We start from the raw sequence: 5125 nt of genomic DNA on the forward strand, positions 1-5125 counted from the left end.
CCCCCCCCCCCGACTCTCCTCCCCCGACATCCAAGGACCATCCCATGCCCAAAGTCCTCGTTTCCGACGAACTTTCCGAAACCGCCGTCCAGATCTTCCGCGACCGGGGGGTCGAGGTCGACTACCTCCCCAAGCTTGGCAAGGACAAGGACGCCCTTGCCGCCGCCATCGGCCAGTATGACGGCCTGGCCATCCGCTCTGCCACCAAGGTGACCGAGAAGCTGCTGGCGAACGCCACCCACCTCAAGGTCGTCGGCCGCGCCGGGATCGGGGTGGACAATGTCGACATCCCGGCGGCCTCGAAGAAGGGCGTCATCGTGATGAACACGCCCTTCGGCAACTCGATCACCACCGCCGAACATGCCATCGCGATGATGTTCGCTGTTGCCCGGCAAATCCCCGAGGCTAACGCCTCGACCCATGCCGGAAAGTGGGAAAAGTCCAGGTTCATGGGGGTCGAGCTGTTCAACAAGACCCTCGGCGTGATCGGGGCGGGGAACATCGGCGGCATCGTCTGCAACCGGGCCGTCGGGCTGCACATGAAGGTCGTGGCCTATGACCCCTTCCTGTCGGACGAGCGCGCCAAGCAGCTTGGCGTCCACAAGGTCGAGCTGGACGAACTGCTGGCCAAGGCCGATTTCATCACGCTGCACGTCCCGCTCACTGACAAGACCCGCAACATCCTGAGCCGCGAGAATCTGGCGAAGACGAAGAAGGGCGTCCGCATCATCAACTGCGCCCGCGGCGGGCTGATCGACGAGGCGGCGCTGCTCGACGCACTGAACTCCGGCCATGTCGCGGGCGCGGCGCTGGACGTGTTCGAAGTGGAACCCGCCACCGACAGCCCGCTCTTCAACCATGCGAACGTGGTCTGCACCCCGCATCTCGGCGCCTCGACCACCGAAGCGCAGGAGAACGTCGCGTTGCAGGTGGCCGAGCAGATGTCGGATTACCTTCTGACCGGCGCGGTGCAGAACGCGCTGAACATGCCGAACGTCACGGCGGAAGAAGCGGCGGTCATGGGGCCCTGGATCAAGCTCGCCAGCCACCTTGGCAGCTTCATCGGCCAGATGACGGACGAGCCGATCAAGGCGATCAACATCCTCTACGACGGCACCGTCGCCGGCATGAACCTTGCCGCCCTCAATCAGGCGGTGATCGCGGGCGTGCTGAAGACCCAGAACCCGGATGTGAACCTCGTCTCCGCCCCGGTGGTCGCCAAGGAGAAGGGCATCCAGATCTCCACCACCCGGCAGGAAAAGACCGGGGTGTTCGACGCCTATATCAAGGTCACGATGGTGACGGACAAGCGCGAACGCTCGGTCGCCGGAACCTGCTTCTCGGATGGCAAGCCGCGCTTCATCCAGATCAAGGGCATCAACATCGACGCCGAGATCGGTGCCCACATGCTGTATACCACCAACGAGGACGTGCCGGGGATCATCGGCCTTCTGGGCATGACGATGGGCAAGAACAACGTCAACATCGCCAACTTCACCCTGGGCCGGTCGGGCGTCGGGCAGGATGCGATCGCCATCCTCTACCTTGACCAGCCGATCGACCCGAAGGTGATCGAGACGCTGGAATCGACCGGCATGTTCCAGCAGGTCAAGGCCTTGCAGTTCGAGGTGGCGTGACCGTCCGGTCAGCCCCCGGTCGCAGCGGCCCCCCGGCAGCAGGCCTCGATGTTGTTGCCGTCGGGGTCAAGGACGAAGGCGCCGTAGTAGTCCCCGGCCCCTGCGCGCGGGCCGGGCGGGCCGTTGTCGCGCCCGCCCGCCGCCAGCGCTGCGTGGTAGAAAGCGTCGACCTGCGCCTTGTCGCGCGCCGCGAAGGCCAGATGCATCTGGTTCAGCCCCGCGCGCGAGCCTTCGGCCCAGTAGCTTGGCCGCAGCGTCCCGATCCAGAGATAGGGATACTCCCGCACCGACCGGGCCATGAGGAAGGCGCCGGGGCCGTTGTCCACCGTCAGCAGGTCCAGCGCGCCCGCGACGGCATCGTAGAACCGGCGCGCGGCGGCAAGGTCGCTGACCACAATGCCGGTATGGTCGATCATGGTCGTTTCCTTTCTGCCGAAGGACCTCGCCGCACCGGGGCTGCGGGCCGCAACGGCCCTTGTTCTTTCATCCTTGCACACCTATCCCACGCCGACGACCCCGTGCGCGCCACCAGAGTGTCGCGGGGCATCTGCCCTCCGCTCCCCACCAGGACCTGACCCATGCATCTCTACGCCATCGGCGACATCCACGGGCATCTTGGCCTTCTCGAGGCCGCGCATGACCTGATCGCCGCTGACATGGCACGCCACGGCACGGGCCAGATCATCCATGTCGGCGACCTTGTCGACCGCGGCCCGGACAGCCGGGGCGTGATCGACCACCTGATCCAGGGCCAGGCCCGGGGCGAGGACTGGGTGGTGCTCAAGGGCAACCACGACCGCATGTTCACCCGCTTCATGAACGACCCCGCCGAACCGGAGCCGGGCCTGCGCTCGGAATACTCCTGGCTCCACCCGAAGCTGGGCGGAGCCACCACGCTCGCCTCCTACGGCGTGGCCAAGGCCGCCGACCGCCCCGTCCCGAAGGTCTATTCCGAGGCGCTGGCGGCCGTCCCCGACGCGCATCGCGACTATCTCTCCACCCTGCCGACGCTGCACCTTGCCGGGGACTGCGTCTTCGTCCACGCGGGCCTCCGCCCCGGAGTGCCGCTCGACCAGCAGACCGAGACCGACCTGATCTGGATCCGCGATGCCTTCCTGATCGAGGCGGAAAGCTTCGGCCCCCTCGTCGTGCACGGCCACACCGCCATCGACCACGCCACCCACTACGGCAACCGCATCAACCTCGACTCGGGCGCGGCCTACGGCGGCCCGCTCTCCGCCGTGGTGATCGAGGGGCGCGAGGCCGCACTTCTCACCCCCCAGGGCCGCAGGAAGCTTCCCCGTCCCGCGCCGATGCTGTTTCGCAACGCCTGACCGCCGCGCGACATTCTTTCTCCGGCCCGCAGGAACGCGCTGGACGGAACGCTCCGGCCATGATTCCTTCGCGGCATGACCGACCGCAGCCCCTCGAACCGCCTGACGCCGATCCTGATCACCCTCGGGATCATCCTCCTCACCGCCGCCTGGCTCTTGTGGATCGGGCGCGAGCCCTGGTGCAAGTGCGGCTACATCAAGCTCTGGCACGGGCAGGTGGTCAGCGCCGAGAATTCGCAGCACATCTCGGACTGGTACACCCCCAGCCACATCATCCACGGCTTCCTGTTCTTCGGCGCGCTCTGGCTGGTCGCGCGCAAGCTCAGCTTCGGCTGGCGGCTGGCCATCGCGACTCTGGTCGAATGCGCCTGGGAAATCGTGGAGAACTCGGACGCGGTGATCGAACGCTACCGCTCGGTCACCATCTCGCTCGACTACTTCGGCGATTCCGTCCTGAACACGGTCTGCGACGTGCTGGCGATGGTGCTGGGCTTCTGGCTGGCCTCGAAGCTGCCGGTCTGGGCCACGGTGGCGCTGATCGTCCTCTTCGAGGGCACGACCATGTGGATCATCCGCGACGGGTTGGCGCTGAACGTGCTGATGCTGGTCTGGCCCCTGGACAGCGTGGCCCAGTGGCAGGCGGGCCGGTAAAAGTCTAAAAATTTTCGCGAAAATTTTTAGACCCGCATCCGCCGCAGCGACACCAGCGCCGCCCCGCTGACTGCGAGCAGGATGCCTGCCGCCAGCACGAAGAACCCCCGCTCGCCCAGGGCCGCGCTCAGCGGCGCCAGCAGCAGCGGCGCGCAGATCGCGCCCACCAGCCCCGAGGCGATGATCGTCGGCGGCACTCTCATGTCCTCGCCCATCTTGGCCGAGGCAGTGACGTAGAAGCCGGGGAAGAACATCCCCGCCGAAGCCCCCATCGCCACGAAGAACACCGCAGGCGACCAGAGCATCGCCCCCAGCGCGAACAGCGCCGCCGACCCGACCGCGACCGCATACAGCACGAAGGGCTGCACCCGGTGGGCGACGAAGATCAGCGCCACGCGGGCCAGCAGGAACACCACGAAGAACGCGCTGAGCAGCCGCGAGGCCTGATGCTCCTCGACCCCCGCCCGGATCAGCGCGGTCGGGCCAAGGCCGGCCAGGCTCGCCTCCATCCCGATGGCGACGAGGCCGAAGCCCAGGATCGCCCAGTCCGGCCTGAACGCCTTGATCTCACCGGGCGGGGCAGCACCCTCCCGACCTGCGGGACCGGCGAACAGCCAGATCGCCAGGATCACCGCCGCCACGATGCCGAAGGCCCGGGCCGGATCGCTCCCGAGCCAGACGAAGACCAGCGGTGCTGCGATGGCACCGATTCCGAAGGTCGCGTTCAGAAGGCTCAGCATCGAGGGCCCCTTGTCGGCGAAGGCCCGCATGACGCGCGGGTTGAACACCGCCGTCGCCATGCCATAGCCCATGCCGAAGACCACGCCACCCGCCAGCGTCAGCCCCCAGGCCGGGCTCGCTGCCATCAAACCCGCACCCGCCGCCATCACCGCCAGCGTGTGCCGCGGGCCGATCACCGCGCCCTTGAAATACATCAGCCCGACGCCCAGGAAACAGCCGACCCAAAGCAGCGCCACGAACAGCCCCGCCTCGCCCTCGGTCAACGAAAAATCGCGGACATAGACCGGCAGCACCGGCCCGAACAGCGCCTGCCCCGCCCCCATCATGACGAAGGTCGCCACTCCGGCGAAAAGCAGCCCGGCATGGGCCCGGATCAGGTCTTTCACATCGCTCTCCCGCTGACCCGCCTGACTTCCCCCGGCTGCCAGCCGCTGTCAATGCCGCCCGTGACGCGACGTTTCCTCGGCAAGCGCTGCGGGATCGTGCAAACTGCCGCAAAACCCCCGGAGGCCCCGATGACCGAGATTCACATCCTCTCCGCCGCCCGCACCGCCATCGGCGGTTTCGGCGGCGCGCTTGCCGCGCTGCCCCCCATCGACATCGCCACCCATGCCGCCAAGGCCGCCCTTGCCCGCGCCGGGGTCGAGGGCGCCGGGATCGGCCAGGTCGTCATGGGCCATGTGATCAACACCGAACCGCGCGACATGTATCTTTCCCGCGTGATGGCGATGAACGCGGGCATCCCCGAGACAACACCTGCGA

Annotated in this window: 5 protein-coding genes and 1 pseudogene; 4 read left to right on the top strand and 2 right to left on the bottom strand. The window is 67.3% G+C overall.

Annotation, left to right across the window (positions count from 1 at the left end; all coding sequences use genetic code 11):
* Positions 1-44: 44 nt before the first annotated feature.
* Entirely contained in the window at positions 45-1637 is a 1593-nt protein-coding gene (gene serA, locus ACE3P6_RS07280) for a phosphoglycerate dehydrogenase (RefSeq protein ID WP_374393255.1), read from the top strand.
* 8 nt (positions 1638-1645) lie between these two features.
* Here serA and ACE3P6_RS07285 read toward each other — a convergent pair whose 3' ends face one another.
* A complete protein-coding gene (locus ACE3P6_RS07285; RefSeq protein WP_374393258.1) occupies positions 1646-2053 on the bottom strand; it encodes a VOC family protein in 408 nt (135 codons plus the stop codon).
* A gap of 162 nt (positions 2054-2215) precedes the next feature.
* On the opposite strand from ACE3P6_RS07285, the gene ACE3P6_RS07290 reads away from it, so the two are divergent.
* Complete coding sequence (locus ACE3P6_RS07290) at positions 2216-2971, top strand: metallophosphoesterase family protein (RefSeq protein ID WP_374393260.1); 756 nt, start codon at positions 2216-2218, stop codon at positions 2969-2971.
* A gap of 75 nt (positions 2972-3046) precedes the next feature.
* Positions 3047-3622 (top strand): DUF2585 domain-containing protein, encoded by a 576-nt coding sequence (locus ACE3P6_RS07295; protein ID WP_374393263.1) that lies wholly within the window; start codon positions 3047-3049, stop codon positions 3620-3622.
* A gap of 26 nt (positions 3623-3648) precedes the next feature.
* On the opposite strand, the gene ACE3P6_RS07300 is transcribed toward ACE3P6_RS07295, so the two are convergent.
* Positions 3649-4749: a sugar MFS transporter gene (locus ACE3P6_RS07300; RefSeq protein WP_374393266.1), complete on the bottom strand. Its 1101-nt coding sequence runs from the start codon at positions 4747-4749 to the stop codon at positions 3649-3651.
* Between the two features lie 129 nt (positions 4750-4878).
* Between ACE3P6_RS07300 and ACE3P6_RS07305 the strand changes: the two are divergent.
* Positions 4879-5125, top strand: a pseudogene (locus ACE3P6_RS07305) (acetyl-CoA C-acyltransferase); the annotation flags it as partial.

The organism is Tabrizicola sp., from assembly GCF_041911175.1.
Classification (GTDB): Bacteria; Pseudomonadota; Alphaproteobacteria; order Rhodobacterales; family Rhodobacteraceae; genus Tabrizicola.